Origin of the sequence: Streptomyces sp. NPDC086989, assembly GCF_044745505.1 — a bacterium.
Taxonomy (GTDB): Bacteria; Actinomycetota; Actinomycetes; order Streptomycetales; family Streptomycetaceae; genus Streptomyces.
Genome location: NZ_JBIVAL010000011.1, coordinates 202,386 through 219,471 on the forward strand (window position 1 = coordinate 202,386; position 17,086 = coordinate 219,471).

Below are 17,086 nucleotides of genomic sequence, written 5' to 3' on the forward strand. Positions count from 1 at the left end.
GTGGCACGACGTCACCTGCGTCGTGGACGAGGACTTCGCGATGCTCACCCTGCGCAAGTCCCGGCTGGAGTGGCTCCAGCAGCGGCTGCGGGCGGCATGCCGCTGTACGTGATGGAGCCGCCGCTGCACTCCCCGGCGTTCGGCGGGCTGCGCCGCCGCGTCGAGGACGAGGTCCTGGCGGGGCTCACCTTCCGCGACCCGCACCTGCCCGTCGTCGCCGACCAGGACGGGGCCGTGCTCACGACGGGCGACGAGGTGCGCACCCTGCTGCTCGACGGCTGTGTCCGGCCGGTGGACTGGCCGGGCGTGCTCGGCTCGCTGCGCGACAAGGGCGTCGGAACCCTCTACGTGGCCGGACAGGACGCCCTGTTCGGCCGGGTGGGGGCGGCGACCCGCAACTTCAAGGTCGTACCCGTCAACCCCCGGCTGGCCATGCGGCCGCGCCGCCGGACCGCGACCGCCGCCTGAGGGCGGCGGCCGCGGCCGCGGCGGCGGGTCCGGTGCTGCGGCCGGTCAGCGGTTCGCGGCCTCGCGCAGCGCGCCGATCTGCTCCCACAGCACCGCGGGGGTGGCGAAGGTCTCCAGCGACAGCGCCTCGTCCGTGAACCGGACGTCGTACGCCCCCTCCAGGGACCCCAGGAGCTCGACCACGCCGAGCGAGTCCAGGCCCACGGCCCGCAGATCGGTGTCGGCCTCGAGCGGCTCTTCCGCACTGAGGAACGGCAGGTACTCCCGCAGCAGTTCCTCGAAATTCTTGTCCCAGCCCATGGTGACCCCAGTCTTTCCGCAGTGTCGGTCTCGTTTACCAAGCACGTGACGCTAAGACCGGCGGCGGCCGCCCGGGAACCCCGGCCCGACCCCTAACCCGCGAAGAAATCAACACATCTCTTTCGGAGTGATGCATGTCTGACACCAAGCGCCACGCCTTGTACGAGCGCTTCCGCCGCGGGCTGGCCCTGTCCCCCGACCGCCCCGCCCTGCGGATCGGCTCCGAGACCCACACCTATCGCGAGCTGCACGAGCAGGCCCTCACCTGGGCCGGTTCCCTCGGCGCCGCCCGGGTCGTGGGCGTCCTCGCCGGCAAGAGCGCGACCGCGTACGCCGGCATCCTCGGCGGGCTCTACGCGGGCGCCACCGTCGTCCCCCTGCACCCCGACTTCCCCGCGGTCCGGACCCGGCGCATGCTCGAACTCTCCGGCGCGGCCGCCCTGATCGTCGACGACCAGGGCCGCGCCGCCCTCGGTGAGGGCCTCGACGTCCCCGGCATCCCGCTCGTCGCACCCGACCCGGACCGCGCCCTCGACGAGCCGCGCCCCGTCGAGGCCACCGACACGGCGTACATGCTGTTCACCTCGGGTTCCACCGGCCGCCCCAAGGGCGTGCCGATCAGCCACGGCAGCACGCACCACTACTTCGAGCTCCTCGACGCCCGCTACGGATTCACCCCCGACGACGTCTTCACCCAGACCTTCGACCTGAACTTCGACTGCGGCATGTTCGACCTGTTCTGCGCCTGGGGCGCGGGCGGCGTCGTCGACGTCGTACCGCCGAGCGCCTACCTCGACATGCCGGCCCACCTCGAACGGCGCGGGATCACCGTCTGGTTCTCCACCCCCAGCGCCATCGGCCTCATCCGCCGCATGGGCGGCCTGACCGCGGGCGCGCTGCCCACGCTGCGCTGGAGCTTCTTCGCCGGCGAGGCGCTGCGGGTGCAGGACGCCGCCGACTGGCAGGCCGCCGCGCCCGCCTCCACCCTGGAGAACATCTACGGGCCGACCGAGCTGACCGTCACCATCACCGCGTACCGCTGGGACCCGCAGACGTCACCCGGCCAGGCCGTCAACGGGCTCGTCCCGATCGGCGCCGTCCACGCCGGTCACGACCACGTCCTCCTCGACGAAGACGGCGCCGAGACCGCCGTCGAGGGCGAACTGCTGATCACCGGACCGCAGATGGCCACCGGCTACCTCGACCCGCAGGACGACGGGGGCCGCTTCGTCGAGCGCGACGGCCGCGTCTGGTACCGCACCGGGGACCGGGTCCGCCGACTGCCCGGCGGGGACCTGATCTACCTGGGCCGGCTGGACTCCCAGGTCCAGGTCCAGGGCTGGCGGGTCGAGCTCGCCGAGGTCGACCACGCACTGCGCGCCTGCGCGGGCGTCGAGGACGTGGTGACCGTCGCGCGGCCCGTGGACGGCAGCACCGAGCTCGTCGTCTTCTACACCGGCGAGGTCCGCCCCGCGGCCGAACTCGCCCGGAGCCTGCGCGAGGTCCTGCCGCACGGCATGTTGCCCCGCCGCTTCGAGCACGTTCCCGAGTTCCCCCTCAACTCCAACCGCAAGGTGGACCGGCCGGTGCTCGCCGCCCGGGCCGGCGACCTGCTCGCACCGCGCGCCCGGCGCGCGGCCTGACCCGGGCGTGCGGTCCCCGGCCGGGCCGGGGACCGCGGGCGGCCCCTCAGACCACGGCCGCCGGCGCCACTGGCTCCAGGCCCATGGGCAGGTCGCCGCGCGAGGTGATCTGGAGCTTGCGGTACACGCGCGTCAGGTGCTGCTCGACCGTGCTGACCGTCAGGTAGAGCTTCGCCGAGATCTCCCGGTTGGTCAGCCCCTGCGCCGCCAGCGTCGCCACCCGCTGCTCGGAACTGCTGAGCTTCGCCGCGGCGCCCGCGCCCGCACCCGCACCCGTGCCCGCACCGGCACCCGCACCCGCACCCGCCTCGGGCGGCGTCCGGTCCCGGGCGGCCGGAGCCGCCAACGGCGCATCGGGCAGGATCTCCCGGCACAGCGCGGTGGCGTCCGACTCCTTCGCCAGGTTCCACGCCGAACGGATCATCGCGCTGCCCTTCGAGGCAGAACCGTCCGCCTGGAGCGCCCGCCCCAGCTCGGCCATCGCCCGCGCCGTCTCCACCCGGTCCCCGGAGCGGTGCAGCGCGTCCACGGCCTGGCCCAGTACGGCCGTACGCCGCTTGGGATCGCCGGCCAGCGCCCGGATCCGCAGCGACACCCCCTGCACCCAGGGCCGCTGCGCGTCCGGCAGGGCGAGCTGCCGCAGGGCGAGCTGCTCGGCCCGCGCCCTCTCGCCCAGTCGCAGCAGCGCCTCCGCCGCATCCGTACGCCACGGCAGGAACGCCGGCCGGTCCATGTGGCCGCTCTCCATCAGGCGTCCGGCCTCCAGGAAGTCCGCGAGCGCCGCGTGCGGCTGATTGACCGCCAGCCGGTACAGCCCGCGGGCCCGCAGGAACGCCAGCCCGTACAGGCCCGTGAGCAGGCCCTGCGGCACCTGCCGGTCCGCGAGCCGGGACGCCTCCGTGAACCGGCCCATCGCCGTGCACGCCCGGATCAGCACCGCCGCCGGTGCGCACGGGAAGCTCCCGCCGCGCTCCGGAAGGGCCTCCAGGGCGGCCGTCGCCTGCCCGTGTGCACCCCGCAGATCGCCCATCCGCAGCAGCGCCTCGGCGTGCAGGGCGGCGAACACCGCGTGCCAGCCCGGCGCCTGGCAGCGGCGGGCCTCCTCCAGCAGGGTCCGGCTCCACGGCACGGCCCGCTCGGGATGCTCCGAGCAGATCAGCGACCGTACGGCCTGCGCCAGCGGCGCCACCGTGGCATCGGTCAGCCGGGCCGACTGGAGCAGCCGCTCGCTCACCGCGGCCGGGGCGTCCACCAGCGTGTCCAGCGGGGAGGCGGCCGGCTCGCCGACGGCGTCCGGCAGCAGCCCGGCGGCCTCGGCGACCTGCCCCTGCGCGAGCAGCAGCGCGGCCAGCGGCTGCACCTGCTCGGTGTCCAGCAGGCCGGCCCGCGCGGACTCCAGCAGCGCGCCCAGCCGCCGCTCGGCGGCCGCCGGGTCGAACCGGGCGGTGATCTGCGCGAGCCGCACCCGGATCCCGCGGCGCACGTGCTCCTCGCCCCGTCCCTGCACGGCGAGTTCCAGCAGCCGCGACGCCTCCCGCGCGTCATTGCGTACGAGGAGCTCCTCGGCCGCGTCCCGCAGTACGGCGACCTCCGCGGGCCCGCACTCCACGGGGCCGCCCCCGTCACCGGCGGCCAGCAGGTGCCCGGCCACGGCGAGCACCGGCCCCCGGTCCTCGCCCAGCACCCGGGCGGCCGCGACGTGCAGCGCGGTCCGGGTCTGCGGATCGCAGTCCTCCAGTGCCGCGGCACGTGCCGCGGGGTGACGGAAGCCCGTCCCGTCCAGCAGGCCCGAAGCCTCCAGCGCGGCCAGCCCGCGCCGGGCCGCCGCCGCGTCGAGCCCGGTCAGCCGGGTGACACGGGCGGCGGACGCCTGCTCGCCGAGCAGCGCCACCGCCCGGGCCAGCGCGGGCCCGTCCGGCCCGCTGCGCCGCAGGCACGTCGCGACGGCCTGGGCGAACGGCCCGCCCGGCTCGGGGCCGCCGGCGTCCGCGTCCGCGAACCCCGCGGCCTCCTCGACGAGCGCGCGCAGCAGCAGGGGGTTGCCGCCGCTGATCCGGTGCAGCTGCACGGCGTCCTCGGGGCGGCCCCGTACGAGCGCCACCTCGTCCGCGGTGAGCCGCTCCAGGCGGATCCGCCGGAAGTGCGGCTGGCGCATCAGCTCGGTGGTGAACGCGGGATCCTGCGCCGGGACGTGCAGTGCGCCGGCGACCACGACGAGCACCGGGGCGGTCCGCGCGTGCCGGGCCAGGTACTGCACGTACTGCAACGACTCGCGGTCCGCGTACTGGACGTCGTCGACGCAGAGCACGACCGGGCCGTCCATGCTCAGTTCGCGCAGCTCCGCGCAGAACGCCTGCATCGCCTCGACCCGCGAGGGCGCCCCGGGGCCGTCGGACGGCCTCGGCAGGGCGAAGACCTGCTCGCTGTTGACCAGCTGGCGCAGCACACCGAGCGGCACCTGCTGTTCCTCGGCGGCGCCCACGGCGTACAGGACCGTCGCGCCGGTCGCGGCGGCCCGCTCGGCGACGAGGTCGACGAGCGCGCTCTTGCCGCATCCCGTGCCTGCCTCGATCAGAACGATCCGGGAGCGCCCCGCGGCGCAGTCCGCGAGTGCCGTCTCCAGGAGGTCGATTCCGGCTTCCCTGCCCGCCAAGCCCGCCTGTGTCATAGTCGCCCCCGCCGTTGAAGGTCCACCCCTAACCGAGGACAGGATGGAGTTCGGCTGCTACAGAGGGAGTCGAGGAGGAGCGGAGATCGGGACGGGAACCGGCCAGGACGGCCTCAGGGCGCCGGCTGTACGCACAGCAGACCGGCGTCGCGCATTTCCTCGACCCAGATGTCGAGATCGGCCCGCGCGTTTTCCGGTGCGGTGTTCCACAATTCGGCGAGCGTGTCGGCGGCGATTCCCGCATCTCCGTCGTGGCGGCGCAGCACAATCCACATGGCGGTGCCCACCGGACCGCACCGGAAACGGCCCGGACCGGCAACGGAATCGGCGCGCAGTTCCAGACAGCCGTCCGCATCCACGGCGGCGGCGACCACACCAGGCGTCGGTCGGACGCGCACGGCCACCTCCAGTGCCGGATCCGAGAAGTGTCGGCACCAGCCGATCGAGGACACCTCAAGTTATGGGCGAACGCCCGCCGGATCCATGGCGGCCGCCGCACTCTGGGGTGGCAGTTCGGTCCCACCCCCTACGGAGGGGTGAAAGCGCCCGGTCGGAAGTAGGGGGAGCGGACCGCCGCGGGAGCGGTGCTTCCGGCGGAATACCGCCCCCATTCCGGCGTAAAAGAACGTACGCGTGAGCCGCCGTCGGGGCTGCCGACTGGGCATCGACTGAAATCGACGGGCCAAACCGGATCGCTTCCGTTTGGCCGAATACCGTACGGGCTGCCGGTGGAATGGGGCGGTGGAAAACCGGGTGTCCGGATTTCCCGCGCGCAGCGACCGTTCCTCGACCGGTCCTCCAGTGGTCCTGGACGGCTTCGCGAGCGCGTCCGTGCTGGTGTCCGAGGACCGGCGGCGGGATGCCGGGAGCGGTGCGGCAGGCCGGTCCGAGCCGCTCAACGGGCGGTCGAGTCTGACGCGATCGCGGTTCGCAAGGCTGATCCCTGCCCTGCTCATCCTCGGAGGTACCAGGTGAATCCGCCCACGCCCGTCGTCACCGACGACGTCCCGGACGTCGTCCCCAGCCAGAGCGGGACAGGGCCCAAGGAAGTGCGCCGTCTCGACCGGGTGATCATCCGTTTCGCGGGTGACTCGGGTGACGGCATGCAGCTCACGGGTGACCGGTTCACCTCGGAGACGGCCTCCTTCGGGAACGACCTCTCCACGCTGCCGAACTTCCCGGCCGAGATCCGTGCCCCTGCCGGCACCCTGCCCGGTGTCTCCTCGTTCCAGCTGCATTTCGCCGATCACGACATCCTGACGCCGGGCGACGCCCCGAACGTGCTGGTGGCGATGAATCCGGCGGCGCTGAAGGCGAACATCGGGGACGTCCCGCGCGGCGCCGAGATCATCGTCAACACCGACGAGTTCACCGAGCGGGCCATGGCCCGCGTCGGCTACGCGGCGTCCCCGCTGGAGGACGGCTCCCTCGACGCCTACCAGCTGCACCCGGTGCCGCTGACGTCCCTGACCGTCGAGGCGCTCAAGGATTTCGGGCTCTCCCGCAAGGAGGCCGGCCGCAGCAAGAACATGTTCGCGCTGGGCCTGCTGTCCTGGATGTACCACCGGCCGACGGAGGGTACGGAATCGTTCCTGCGGCAGAAGTTCGCGAAGAAGCCGCACATCGCCGAGGCGAACGTGGCCGCGTTCCGTGCGGGCTGGAACTTCGGCGAGACGACAGAGGACTTCGCGGTCTCCTACGAGGTCGCCCCGGCGACCAGCGCGTTCCCGACCGGCACCTACCGCAACATCTCCGGGAACCTCGCCCTGTCCTACGGGCTGATCGCGGCGAGCCGCCTGGCGGACCTGCCGCTGTACCTCGGTGCGTATCCGATCACCCCGGCCTCGGACATCCTGCACGAGCTGAGCAAGCACAAGAACTTCGGCGTGCGGACGTTCCAGGCCGAGGACGAGATCGCCGGGATCGGCGCGGCGCTCGGCGCGGCCTTCGGCGGCGCCCTCGGCGTGACCACCACCTCCGGCCCCGGCGTCGCCCTGAAGTCCGAGACGATCGGGCTGGCGGTGTCGCTGGAGCTGCCGCTGCTGATCGTGGACATCCAGCGCGGCGGCCCCTCCACCGGCCTGCCGACCAAGACCGAGCAGGCGGACCTGCTCCAGGCCATGTACGGCCGCAACGGCGAGGCCCCCGTGCCCGTCGTGGCGCCGCGGACCCCCGCGGACTGCTTCGACGCGGTGCTGGACGCGGTGCGGATCGCGCTGACGTACCGGACCCCGGTGTTCCTGCTCTCCGACGGATACCTCGCCAACGGCTCCGAGCCTTGGCGGATCCCCGAGGTGGAGGAACTCCCCGATCTGCGCGTCCCCTTCCAGACCGCCCCGAACCACGTACTCGCGGACGGCACCGAGGTGTTCTGGCCGTACAAGCGCGACCCGCAGACCCTGGCCCGCCCCTGGGCGGTCCCGGGGACGCCCGGTCTGGAGCACCGGATCGGCGGCATCGAGAAGCAGGACGGCACGGGCAACATCTCGTACGACCCGGCCAACCACGACTTCATGGTCCGCACCCGCCAGGCCAAGATCGACGGCATCGAGGTCCCCTGCCTGGAGGTCGACGACCCGGACGGCGCCCGCACCCTCGTCCTGGGCTGGGGCTCAACCTACGGCCCCATCACCGCCGCCGTCCGCGAACTCCGGACGCTGGGCGAGTCGGTGGCGCAGGCCCACCTGCGCCACCTCAACCCCTTCCCCCGCAACCTGGGCGAGGTCCTCGCCCGCTACGAGCGCGTGGTCGTACCGGAGATGAACCTCGGGCAGCTCGCCACCCTGATCCGGGCGAAGTACCTCGTCGACGTCCTGTCCTTCACCCAAGTCAACGGCATGCCGTTCAAGGCCGCGCAGCTGGCCGACGCCATCCAGGAGGCGAACCGTGGCCAGTGAACTCCTCAAGCTCGTGCCCAAGGCCGAGGCCAAGCAGTCCATGAAGGACTTCCGATCGGACCAGGAGATCCGGTGGTGCCCCGGCTGCGGCGACTACTCGATCCTGGCGGCGGTGCAGGGCTTCATGCCCGAGCTCGGGCTGGCGAAGGAGAACATCGTCTTCGTCTCCGGGATCGGCTGCTCCTCGCGCTTCCCGTACTACATGAACACCTACGGGATGCACTCCATCCACGGCCGCGCCCCGGCCATCGCCACCGGCCTGGCCACCTCCCGCCGCGACCTGTCCGTCTGGGTCGTCACCGGTGACGGCGACGCCCTCTCCATCGGCGGGAACCACCTGATCCACGCCCTGCGCCGCAACGTCAACCTCAAGATCCTGCTCTTCAACAACCGGATCTACGGACTCACCAAGGGCCAGTACTCGCCCACCTCCGAGGTCGGAAAGATCACCAAATCCACGCCGATGGGCTCCCTCGACGCGCCCTTCAACCCCGTCTCCCTCGCCCTCGGCGCCGAAGCCACCTTCGTCGCCCGCACCGTCGACTCCGACCTCAAGCACCTGGGCGGCGTGCTGCGCGCGGCGGCGGAGCACGAGGGCACCGCCCTGGTGGAGATCTACCAGAACTGCACGATCTTCAACGACGGCGCCTTCACCGCCCTGAAGGACAAGCAGGAGGCCCAGGAGGCGGTGATCCGGCTGGAGCACGGGCAGCCGATCCGCTTCGGCGCCGACCTGCACAAGGGCGTCGTACGCGATCCGGCGACCGGCGACCTCGACGTCGTCGAGGTGACCGCGGAGAACGAGTCCCGGATCCTGGTCCACGACGCCCACGCGGCATCACCCACCACGGCCTTCGCACTCTCCCGGCTCGCCGATCCCGAGACGCTCCACCGCACGCCCATCGGGGTCTTCCGCGACACCGCACGCCCCGTCTACGACACGCTCATGGCGGACCAGCTCCAGGCGGCCGTCGACGGCCGGGGCGAGGGCGACCTCGCCACCGTCCTGGCCGGCACCGACACCTGGACCGTGGTCGCCTGACGGACGCGCGCCTACTCAGCCGTGGGTCGACTCAGCCGTGGGCCGCCCGGGACATCCTCCCCAGGGCGGCCCACAGCACGGCGGGGGTGGCGAACGTCCCGGGGTCCAGCGCGTCGTCGACGAAGCGGACTCCGTACGCACTCTCCAGCGACCCCAGCAGCTCGACCGTACCGAGGGAGTCCAGGCCCACCGCCCGCAGGCTGGTGTCGGGGGCGAGCGGCTCGCCGTCCGAGAGGAACGGCAGGTACTCGCGCAGCAGTTCCTCGAATCGCTGGTCCCAGTCCATGGTGAACTCCCCGTCCGTCGCCCGGCCCGCCCCCGCGCGGGACGGCGTTCCCGGGCAAGCGACGCTACGAGCCCCCACCCCCACGCAGGTACCCCTGCCACCCCCTAATCCGCCACGCGGCGCCCGGCCCCGAGGCGACTGCCGGCCGACCGGCCCGGGTACGCTCGCCGTTCACCCGGTCCCCGGCACATCGGGACGACGTCTTCCGGCGGATCGCCGACCTGGCCTGGCGGGCGATCGACCGCGGCTGGGACGTCCTCCACGAGCCGGCGCTGGCCCTCCAGCACCCGAAGACGTCCCCGGCCCGGCACGCGGTCCACTACAGGATGACGGCCCGCAACCGGGTCTGGCTGGCCAAGCGGCACCTGCCCGCCCTGCTGGTGCCGGTCTACCTCGGCGTGTGGACGGCGCTGACCGTGGCCCGCACCCGTTCGGTGGCGGGGCTGCGCGCCCGGTTCGGCGGGTTCGCCGAAGGCGTCCGCACGTCCGCAGGCCCCCGGCGCCCGATGCGCCGGCGGACGGTGTGGCGCATGACCCGGCTGGGGCGGCCGCCGGTGATCTGACCCTCCGGAATCCGGCCGGGCCGCGTACTGCACGGCGGCTTCGCGACCGCCGCGCGTCACAGGGCCGCGCGGCCGACCGGCGTCAGGTCCATCGGGAGGTCACCGCGCGAGGTGATCTGGAGCTTGCGGTAGACCCGGGTGAGGTGCTGCTCGACGGTGCTCACCGTCAGGAACAGCTTCGAGGAGATCTCCCGGTTCGTCAGCCCCTGGGCCGCCAGCGTGGCCACCCGTTGCTCCGAACCGCTCAGCTTCGCGCCGCCGGCCGCCCCCGCTTCAGTCCCCGTTCCCGCCCCCGTGGCCGGGGCCCGGTCGCGGACCGGTGGCGTCAGGGCTGCGTCCGGGAGGATCTCCCGGCACAGGGCGGTGGCCCCGCTGTCCTTCGCGAGGTTCCAGGCGTTGCGGACCATGGTGTTCCCCTTGGGGGAGCCCTCGGCCTGGAGGGCTCGCCCGAGGTCGGCCATCGCGCGCGCCGTCTCGACGCGGTCGCCCGAGCGGTGCAGCTCCTCCACGGCCTGCCCCAGCAGGGCGGTCCGGCGCCGGGGTTCACCGGTGAGGGCGCGCAGTCGCAGGGACACCCCGCGTACCCACGGGCGCCGGGCGTCGGGGTGGGCGAGCTGTTCGAGGACGAGCTGTTCGGCCCGCCGGGTCTCGTCGAGCCGCAGCAGGGCCTCGGCCGCGTCGGTGCGCCAGGGCAGGTGGGCGGGGCGATCGATGCCCCAGGCCGCCATGAGACGGCCGGTTTCGAGGAAGTCGGCGAGCGCGGCGTGCGGCTGGTTGACCGCGAGGCGGTGCAGGCCGCGGGCGCGCAGGTACGACAGCCCGTGCAGGCTGGCCGGCAGCCGCGGCGGCAGCTGTCGGTCCGTCAGCCGGGAGGCCTCCGTGAACCGTCCCATCGCACTGCACGCCCGGATCAGCACGGCCGTCGGGGCGCAGTGGAAGGCGCTGCCGGTCCGCTCCGGGAGGGCCTGGAGGGCCGCGGTGGCGTGGGCGTGGGCGCCGGGCAGGTCACCGCGGCGCAGCAGGGCCTCGGCGTGGAGGGTGGCGAAGAGCGAGGTCCAGCCGGGGGCGTGGGCGCGCTCCGCGTCCTCCAGCAGGTTGCGGCTCCAGGTGACGGCCCGGTCGGGTTGATCGGAGGCCGTGAGGGAGCGGATCGCGTGGGCGAGCGGGGTGACGGTGGCGTCGGTGAGGCGGGTGGACTGCAGGAGGCGTTCGCCGACCGCGACGGGGGTGTCGAGGGTGGTGTCGAACGGCGAGGCGGCGGTGGGCTCTGCGGCCGGGGCGGGGCCGGAGACGGTGAGGGTGGCGGCCTCCGCGAGCCGGCCCTGGGAGAGCAGCAGGGCGGTGAGGAGCCGGGTGTCCTCGCCGTGACCGCCGTAATGGGGGTGCCCGTCGGGCCCGTCGTGCCGGTCGTGGCCGTCTTGCCTTGAGTGGCGGTCGTGGCCGTCGTGGCCGTCGTGGCCGCCGCCGGGCCCGGGCGCGGCCGCGTCCCGGTTCCGGGCCTCCAGCAGGTCCGTGAGCCGGCGCTCGGCCGCGGCCGGGTCGAAGCGTGCCGTGACCTGGGCCAGCCGCATCCGGATCCCGTGGCAGGTCTGGGCGTCGGCGCCCTGCCTCAGGCCGAGTTCGAGGAGCTCGGTGGCGCCGCGGGCGTCGCCCTGGGCCAGCAGCTCCTCGGCGGCTTCGCGCAGGACTCCGGCGTCGGAGGGCTCGCCCGGGGCGTTGTCGCGGCCGGCGGCGAGCAGGTGCCCGGCGACGTCGGTCGCCGGTTCGCCGTCCGCCCGCAGCAGCCGGGCGGCCCGGCGGTGCAGGTCGGCGCGGGCGGCGGGCGCGGTGTCCTCCAGTACGGCGGCCCGCGCGGCGGGGTGCCGGAAGCGGGTGCCGTCCAGGAGACCGCAGGCCTCCAGCGCGGCCAGGGCCCGGCGGGCGGCCGCCGCCGGCCCGCCCAGCAGCCGTACGACCCGCTCCGGGGTGGCCCGTTCGCCGAGCACCGCGGTGGTGCGGGCTGCCGCGAGTGCGGTCGGCCCGCTGCGGTGCAGGCAGGTGGTGACGGCCTGGGCGAACGGGCCGCCCGGCTCCGGCGCGTCGCACGGCCCGTCCCCGCCCTCCTCGACGAGGGCGCGCAGCAGGAGCGGGTTGCCGCCGCTGATGCGGTGCGGCCCGTCGGCCGGCCGGAGCCCGCCGAGGAGGGCGGCGACCTCGTCGTGGCCGAGCCGGTCGAGACGGACCCGGCCGAAGTGCGGCTGGCGCATCAGCTCGGTGGTGAACACCGGGTCCGGGTCCTCGGCGTGCGGGGAGCAGGTCAGCAGGGTCAGGACGGCGGCTGACCGGGCGTGCCGGGCCAGGTACCGCAGGTACTGCAGGGAGGCGTCGTCGGCGTGCTGGACGTCGTCGACGACGAGCACGACCGGCCGCTCCGCGCTCAGCTCGCGCAGCCGCGCGCAGAAGGCCTGCATGGCCTCCACCCGCGCGGGTGCCGGCTCGGGCGCGGGCGCGGGCAGGGCGAAGCCCTCCCCGCCGTGGGCGAGCTGTCGCAGCACACCGAGGGCGACGTGACGCTCCTCCGGGCAGGCGACCGCGGACAGGACCAATGCCCCTGCCGCGCGGGCCCGTTCGGCGGCGGCGTCCGCCAGCGTGCTCTTGCCGCAGCCGGTGGCGCCCTCGGCCAGAACGATCCGCGCACGCCCCTCGGCGCACTCCGCGAACGCCGTGTCCAGCGCTCCCATCACCGCGTCCCTGCCCACCAACGTCACACGTGCCCCCGTCATCGAAACTCCACCCCTCACCCGGGTCAGGGTCGAAGCCGCTCCTACAGGGCCGGTCGAGCGAGAACAGAGCAAAACCCCGCCCGAGCGGGCGCCCGGCCCGCCCGGGCTCGCGAACGGCTTCTGGTGGGGCCCCGGTTAGGCCTCGGCGTGGCCCGCGGGCGGCCGCCGGCCCGGCCCGGGCGCAGGGCCGGGTTTCGCCCCGGCCCGGCCGGCTCCTGCCCCGGCCCGGGGGGCGCCCGCGAGCGCCCCCGGTCCGGCTCCTGCCCGCCCGGGGCGTGCCCCACGAGCGGCCCGGCCAGGACCCCGTCCGGGCCGTTGCGGCGGGGAGGCGTGGTGCGGGGCGGTATCGAGGGTTCCGCGGTGGAGTCTGTGGTGCCCTTCGAGCGGAGTTCGAGGATTCCTCGACCCGGCCCGCCGAGCGTGACAGCGCCACGTCACCGCCGCCGCCAGCGGAAACACATGCCACGAGAGGGCGATGCCGATGGAAGACCCGCAGCACGACAGCGCGCAGCACGACACCCCGCAGCGCATCACGGCGCCGGTCCACGTCACCGGTCCCGCCGGCCCCTGGGAAGGGGTGCGGGAGGGCATGGCCCGGCGCGGCAACGCCTCGGTGTTCACCACGTGGGGCGAATGGCTCACCGCCGCCCTCGCGGAGCCCGCCCTGCGCCCCCTCCTCGGCCGGGACTGGCAGCGCTACCGCCACACCACCGACCCGACCATCCGGTTCCGCTTCGTCGCCTCCCGGCTCGCGGTCCGCTACACGGCCGCCGCCGCCCTCGGTACCGATCCGGCCAAGCTCGACCTCTCGTACAAGCCCGGTGGACGCCCGTACCTGCGCGGCCTGGACCAGATCGACCTGAGCCTGACCCACACCGACGACCTGATCGCGGTCGGCATCAGCCGCAACGGCCGTATCGGCATCGATACCGAACCCGCCGACCGCCGGCTGGCCTTCGACCTGCTGCAGAACCAGGTGTGCACCGAAGCCGAGCGCGCCGAGCTCGCCGCCCTCCCCGAGGCGGAGCAGACCGCCGGCATGCTGCGCCTGTGGACGCTGAAGGAGGCGTACACGAAGGCCCTCGGCCAGGGCCTGCGCATGGGATTCTCCGAATTCGGCTTCGCCACCGGCCGTACGGGCCACAGCGGCCTGCTCGCCCCCGACGGCACCCCCGCCGCCCACGGCGAGTGGGCCTTCGGCACCTATCCGGTGCTCGGCCGCTATCTCGTCAGCGTCGCCTGCCACGACGCCGGGCTCGACCCGTCCCGCGACACCGCCGTGTCCACCATGCTCGACGAGGGGTTCGTCGCCATGGTCTCGGGACTGCTGGACCCCGTGTGACCGGGCCCGCTCCCGGCCGGAAACCGGCGGCCCGACCGGGAGCTCGACCGGCTCCCGGGCGGGAATCAAGCCAAGCTGTAGCGCCCGCGGTGAAGCTGGGCGACGCGACACCGGCCGGACCCGGTGCCTCTGTGTCGAAAGGGCCCGTATGAGCATCGTCGAGGAAAGACCACTGGAGACCGTACTCGCGCCGGACTCCCGACCCGCGGCTCCGATCTCCCCGCGCCGGGAGGAGACCCGCTTCGCGTCACTGCGCGAGCGGACCGCGGAACTGTACGCCGTACGCGCGCTGGCCGAGGCCGGACCGAGCGAACGCGCCACCGCAGCCCAGCACTCCAAGGGCAAGTTGACCGCCCGCGAGCGCATCGAGCTCCTGTTCGACGAGGGTACGTTCAGCGAGGTCGAGCAGCTCCGCAGGCACCGCGCCTCGGGCTTCGGCCTGGAGGACAAGAAGCCCCACACGGACGGGGTCGTCACCGGCTGGGGCAAGGTCCACGGCCGCACCGTCTTCGCGTACGCCCACGATTTCCGGATCTTCGGCGGTGCGCTGGGCGAGGCCCACGCCGAGAAGATCCACAAGCTGATGGACCTGGCCGAGGCGGCCGGCGCTCCGATCGTGGGCCTGTGCGACGGCGCCGGCGCCCGCATCCAGGAGGGCGTCACCGCGCTGGCCGGCTACGGCGGCATCTTCCAGCGCAACGTCCGCAACTCCGGCGTCATCCCGCAGATCTCGGTGATCCTGGGACCCTGTGCGGGCGGCGCCGCGTACTCGCCGGCGCTGACGGACTTCGTCTTCATGGTCCGCGGCACCTCGCAGATGTTCATCACCGGGCCGGACGTCGTCCAGGCCGTCACCGGCGAGGCCGTCACCATGGAGCACCTCGGCGGCGCCGACAGCCACGCCGGCGCCTCGGGTGTGGCCGCGTTCGCGTACGACGACGAGCAGAGCTGCCTGGAGGACGTGCGCCACCTGCTGTCCCTGCTCCCGTCCAACAACCGGGAACTCGCCCCCGCCGGCGACCTCGAGGATCCGGTGGACCGCCGCTGCGAGAGCCTGCTCGACCTGGTCCCGGCCAAGCCCACCCAGGGCTACGACATCCGCGACCTCATCGAGGAGGTCGCCGACCACGGGGACTACTTCGAGGTCCACGCCCAGTGGGCGCAGAACGTGGTCTGCGCCCTGACCCGCCTCGGCGGTCACGTCGTCGGCGTCGTCGCCAACCAGCCGGCCCACCTCGCGGGCGTCCTGGACATCCAGGCGTCCGAGAAGGCGGCCCGCTTCGTCCAGTTCTGCGATTCGTTCAGCATCCCGCTGGTGACCCTGATCGACGTCCCCGGCTTCCTGCCGGGTGTCGACCAGGAGCACAACGGGATCATCCGGCACGGCGCGAAGCTCCTGTACGCGTACTGCAACGCGACCGTGCCGCGGATCAGCCTGATCCTGCGCAAGGCCTACGGCGGCGCGTACATCGTCATGGACTCCCGGTCCATCGGCGCGGACGTCGCCCTGGCCTGGCCTTCGAACGAGATCGCCGTCATGGGCGCGGAGGGGGCGGCCAACGTCATCTTCCGCCGCGAGATCAACGCCTCCGACGATCCCGACGCCACCCGCGCGCAGAAGATCAAGGAGTACCAGACCGAGCTGATGCACCCGTACTACGCGGCCGAACGCGGCCTCGTCGACGACGTCATCGACCCGGCCGAGACCCGCGCGCGGCTCATCACCACCCTCGACATGCTGCGTACGAAGCACACGCAGCAGCCGAGCCGCAAGCACGGGAACGTCCCGCTGTGACCGCGCCCACGCCGGCTCCGGGCCCCACCCCGGACCTCTCCGACGACACGTCCGCCCTCGCGATCGCCGCCTCGATCCGCATCACCAAGGGCAATCCGACCGCGGAGGAGGTCGCGGCCCTGGCCGTGCTCCTCACCGCGCGGATCCGCCTGCAGAACGAGGCTCAGGCCTCACCGACGGAGGCCCGGGTGTACAAGCTGCCCCTGCGCCCCCGACCGTCCTTCATCGCGCCGGGCGCCTGGGCCTCGTAGGCCCTTCCCCACCGCCCGCCCCCCACCGAAGGACAGTCCGTACGCCGCCCGGCGGGCCACCCCCCGCCCCCGGGCGGCCACGGCATGTCCGGGGCCACCCCCCACCCCGGGCGGGCAAGGGATGCCCGGCGGCCCACCCCCGCCCCGGGCGGGCACGGCATGTCCGGCGGGCCACCCCCGCCCCCGGCCGAGCACGGCATGCCTGCGGGCCACTCCAGCCCCCGGCCGGGCACGGCATGCCGTGGATCAGCCCCGTTCGATCAGCGCGGCGACGCCGTCCAGGATGCGGTCCAGCCCGAAGTCGAGCGGATCGTCCGCGCGCGGGGTGAAGGCCCCGCCCGCGATGGCCGCGGTCAGCGCGGGGAACCGGTCGCCGTGCCGCTCCCACACGGCCGCCGTGAGCCGGGCCCACTCCTGGCGGCCCTCCTCGTCGTCGTCGACGAGTTGCTGCGCCAGCCCCCGGACGTGTCCGACGACCAGCAGGAACGCCGCGTGCTGCTGCGCGTACGGGAGCCCCGTGCCCGACAGCGCCGCCAACGCCGAGTCGAGCCAGGCCAGCTGACGGGGTCCCATCAGCTGCCGCCGCATGCCGGTCGCGACCACCATCCACGGCCGGCGCCGGTACTGCTCCCAGCACGCGCGCGCCCACGCCTCCAGCTGCGGCCGCCAGCCCCCGGGCACGGCGGTGGTGTCGGGAGCCGGGCCGAAGGCGGCGTCCACCATCAGGTCGAGCAGTTCCGCCTTGCCGGGGACGTAGCGGTACAGCGCCATGGTGGTCACGCCCAGGCGCGCGGCGACGCTCTGCATGGACAGCGCGTCCAGCCCCTCCTCGTCGGCGACGGCGAGCGCGCCGTCCACGATCCGGTCGACGCTGAGCGAGGGCTTAGGGCCGCGCCGGGGCTGGCCCTGCTCCCCCCACAGCAGCGCCAGGCTGACCGCCGGATCGCGCTTCTCGTCCCTGCTCCTGGCCATACGGCCCCGCTCCTCGTATCGCTGCGCGCCGGACCGGTTGACGGCACGTCCTAGAACTGTCTATAACATAAACAGAATCGTTTAACGCATACACAGT

General features: G+C 73.8%; 14 protein-coding genes and 1 pseudogene. 9 read left to right on the top strand and 6 right to left on the bottom strand.

Annotated features, from left to right (window positions below):
• The first annotated feature begins 40 nt into the window (after window positions 1-40).
• Both ACIPK4_RS26390 and ACIPK4_RS26395 read left to right on the top strand, forming a co-directional pair.
• Window positions 41-112, top strand: a complete 72-nt coding sequence (locus ACIPK4_RS26390; RefSeq protein ID WP_402316881.1) for a hypothetical protein — start codon at window positions 41-43, stop codon at window positions 110-112.
• On the top strand, window positions 97-468 hold the full coding sequence (locus ACIPK4_RS26395; RefSeq protein WP_402316599.1) for a hypothetical protein: 372 nt from the start codon (window positions 97-99) through the stop codon (window positions 466-468). Before ACIPK4_RS26390 ends, ACIPK4_RS26395 begins: the two co-directional genes overlap by 16 nt.
• A 45-nt stretch (window positions 469-513) precedes the next feature.
• Here ACIPK4_RS26395 and ACIPK4_RS26400 read toward each other — a convergent pair whose 3' ends face one another.
• Window positions 514-768, bottom strand: a complete 255-nt coding sequence (locus tag ACIPK4_RS26400; RefSeq protein ID WP_054222263.1) for a phosphopantetheine-binding protein — start codon at window positions 766-768, stop codon at window positions 514-516.
• 134 nt (window positions 769-902) lie between these two features.
• Here ACIPK4_RS26400 and ACIPK4_RS26405 point away from each other — a divergent pair, with 134 nt between their 5' ends.
• Window positions 903-2,411, top strand: a complete 1,509-nt coding sequence (locus ACIPK4_RS26405; protein WP_402316603.1) for an AMP-binding protein — start codon at window positions 903-905, stop codon at window positions 2,409-2,411.
• A 46-nt stretch (window positions 2,412-2,457) separates the two neighbouring features.
• On the opposite strand, the gene ACIPK4_RS26410 is transcribed toward ACIPK4_RS26405, so the two are convergent.
• Together ACIPK4_RS26410 and ACIPK4_RS26415 are read right to left on the bottom strand one after the other, a co-directional pair.
• Window positions 2,458-5,064: an AAA family ATPase gene (locus ACIPK4_RS26410; protein ID WP_402316605.1), complete on the bottom strand. Its 2,607-nt coding sequence runs from the start codon at window positions 5,062-5,064 to the stop codon at window positions 2,458-2,460.
• Window positions 5,065-5,192: 128 nt separating this feature from the next.
• Window positions 5,193-5,531 (bottom strand): PqqD family protein, encoded by a 339-nt coding sequence (locus ACIPK4_RS26415; RefSeq protein WP_385194846.1) that lies wholly within the window; start codon window positions 5,529-5,531, stop codon window positions 5,193-5,195.
• Window positions 5,532-6,128: 597 nt separating this feature from the next.
• Here ACIPK4_RS26415 and ACIPK4_RS26420 point away from each other — a divergent pair.
• A complete protein-coding gene (locus ACIPK4_RS26420) occupies window positions 6,129-7,976 on the top strand; it encodes a 2-oxoacid:acceptor oxidoreductase subunit alpha (protein WP_402316884.1) in 1,848 nt (615 codons plus the stop codon).
• A gap of 40 nt (window positions 7,977-8,016) precedes the next feature.
• Window positions 8,017-9,018 (top strand): 2-oxoacid:ferredoxin oxidoreductase subunit beta, encoded by a 1,002-nt coding sequence (locus ACIPK4_RS26425; RefSeq protein WP_402316887.1) that lies wholly within the window; start codon window positions 8,017-8,019, stop codon window positions 9,016-9,018.
• Window positions 9,019-9,049: 31 nt separating this feature from the next.
• Here the strand turns inward: ACIPK4_RS26425 and ACIPK4_RS26430 are convergent, their stop codons facing one another.
• A complete protein-coding gene (locus ACIPK4_RS26430) occupies window positions 9,050-9,304 on the bottom strand; it encodes an acyl carrier protein (protein WP_402316608.1) in 255 nt (84 codons plus the stop codon).
• 218 nt (window positions 9,305-9,522) lie between these two features.
• Here ACIPK4_RS26430 and ACIPK4_RS26435 point away from each other — a divergent pair.
• A pseudogene (locus tag ACIPK4_RS26435) lies at window positions 9,523-9,867 on the top strand (glycosyltransferase family 2 protein); the annotation flags it as partial.
• A gap of 56 nt (window positions 9,868-9,923) precedes the next feature.
• On the opposite strand, the gene ACIPK4_RS26440 reads toward ACIPK4_RS26435, so the two are convergent.
• Window positions 9,924-12,647, bottom strand: a complete 2,724-nt coding sequence (locus tag ACIPK4_RS26440; protein WP_402316611.1) for a BREX system ATP-binding domain-containing protein — start codon at window positions 12,645-12,647, stop codon at window positions 9,924-9,926.
• Between the two features lie 457 nt (window positions 12,648-13,104).
• Here ACIPK4_RS26440 and ACIPK4_RS26445 point away from each other — a divergent pair, with 457 nt between their 5' ends.
• From ACIPK4_RS26445 to ACIPK4_RS26455, 3 genes are all read left to right on the top strand, one after another.
• The gene (locus ACIPK4_RS26445) at window positions 13,105-13,971 is read left to right on the top strand and encodes a 4'-phosphopantetheinyl transferase family protein (protein ID WP_402316614.1); all 867 of its coding nucleotides are present in this window, start codon (window positions 13,105-13,107) and stop codon (window positions 13,969-13,971) included.
• 148 nt (window positions 13,972-14,119) lie between these two features.
• On the top strand, window positions 14,120-15,766 hold the full coding sequence (locus ACIPK4_RS26450; RefSeq protein WP_402316616.1) for an acyl-CoA carboxylase subunit beta: 1,647 nt from the start codon (window positions 14,120-14,122) through the stop codon (window positions 15,764-15,766).
• Window positions 15,763-16,017 (top strand): acyl-CoA carboxylase subunit epsilon, encoded by a 255-nt coding sequence (locus ACIPK4_RS26455; RefSeq protein WP_402316618.1) that lies wholly within the window; start codon window positions 15,763-15,765, stop codon window positions 16,015-16,017. Before ACIPK4_RS26450 ends, ACIPK4_RS26455 begins: the two co-directional genes overlap by 4 nt.
• Before the next feature lie 246 nt (window positions 16,018-16,263).
• Here ACIPK4_RS26455 and ACIPK4_RS26460 read toward each other — a convergent pair whose 3' ends face one another.
• Entirely contained in the window at window positions 16,264-16,989 is a 726-nt protein-coding gene (locus ACIPK4_RS26460; protein ID WP_402316620.1) for a TetR/AcrR family transcriptional regulator, read from the bottom strand.
• Window positions 16,990-17,086 lie beyond the last annotated feature (97 nt).

What these genes read in the sequence shown, in the direction of transcription:
- ACIPK4_RS26395 (WP_402316599.1), top strand. Translation starts at nt 97, where the DNA reads ATGCCGCTGTACGTGATGGAGCCGCCGCTGCACTCCCCGGCGTTCGGC.
- ACIPK4_RS26400 (WP_054222263.1), bottom strand. Translation starts at nt 768, where the DNA reads ATGGGCTGGGACAAGAATTTCGAGGAACTGCTGCGGGAGTACCTGCCG.
- ACIPK4_RS26405 (WP_402316603.1), top strand. Translation starts at nt 903, where the DNA reads ATGTCTGACACCAAGCGCCACGCCTTGTACGAGCGCTTCCGCCGCGGG.
- ACIPK4_RS26425 (WP_402316887.1), top strand. Translation starts at nt 8,017, where the DNA reads ATGAAGGACTTCCGATCGGACCAGGAGATCCGGTGGTGCCCCGGCTGC.
- ACIPK4_RS26430 (WP_402316608.1), bottom strand. Translation starts at nt 9,304, where the DNA reads ATGGACTGGGACCAGCGATTCGAGGAACTGCTGCGCGAGTACCTGCCG.
- ACIPK4_RS26445 (WP_402316614.1), top strand. Translation starts at nt 13,105, where the DNA reads ATGCCGATGGAAGACCCGCAGCACGACAGCGCGCAGCACGACACCCCG.
- ACIPK4_RS26450 (WP_402316616.1), top strand. Translation starts at nt 14,120, where the DNA reads ATGAGCATCGTCGAGGAAAGACCACTGGAGACCGTACTCGCGCCGGAC.
- ACIPK4_RS26460 (WP_402316620.1), bottom strand. Translation starts at nt 16,989, where the DNA reads ATGGCCAGGAGCAGGGACGAGAAGCGCGATCCGGCGGTCAGCCTGGCG.